At 70.9% G+C, this 251-nt stretch carries 1 pseudogene; it reads right to left on the bottom strand.

The window, feature by feature from the left end:
- Positions 1–140: 140 nt before the first annotated feature.
- Positions 141–251 (bottom strand): annotated as a pseudogene (locus EF918_RS38905) (YbjN domain-containing protein); the annotation flags it as partial.

Here is a 251-nt window from a genome sequence, read left to right as displayed (position 1 = left end):
TCGCCAGAGCGCCCTTGGTGCTCCGTGCTCACGCCTTGCCCTTCTGCAAGCGCGTCGAGGTCCTGGAGGAAGCCGTCTCCCGGCTGGCCCGCCTGCACGGCTGACCTGCGAAGACGCAGACGGGCCGCGAGGGGGGACGGCTACTCGGCGTCGCCCTCGTCGTCGCCCTGCTCGCCCTCGAGCTCCTGCTCCAGGCCGAGCTGCTCCAGCAGCCACTTGTCGAACTCGATGGAGGCGCGGACCCAGCTCAC

It is taken from the genome of Streptomyces sp. WAC06614 (genome assembly GCF_003949795.1).
In the GTDB taxonomy this organism is placed as follows: Bacteria; Actinomycetota; Actinomycetes; order Streptomycetales; family Streptomycetaceae; genus Streptomyces.
The sequence above is the reverse complement of the archived record's forward strand: the minus strand, read 5'-3'. Positions and strand labels throughout refer to the sequence as shown.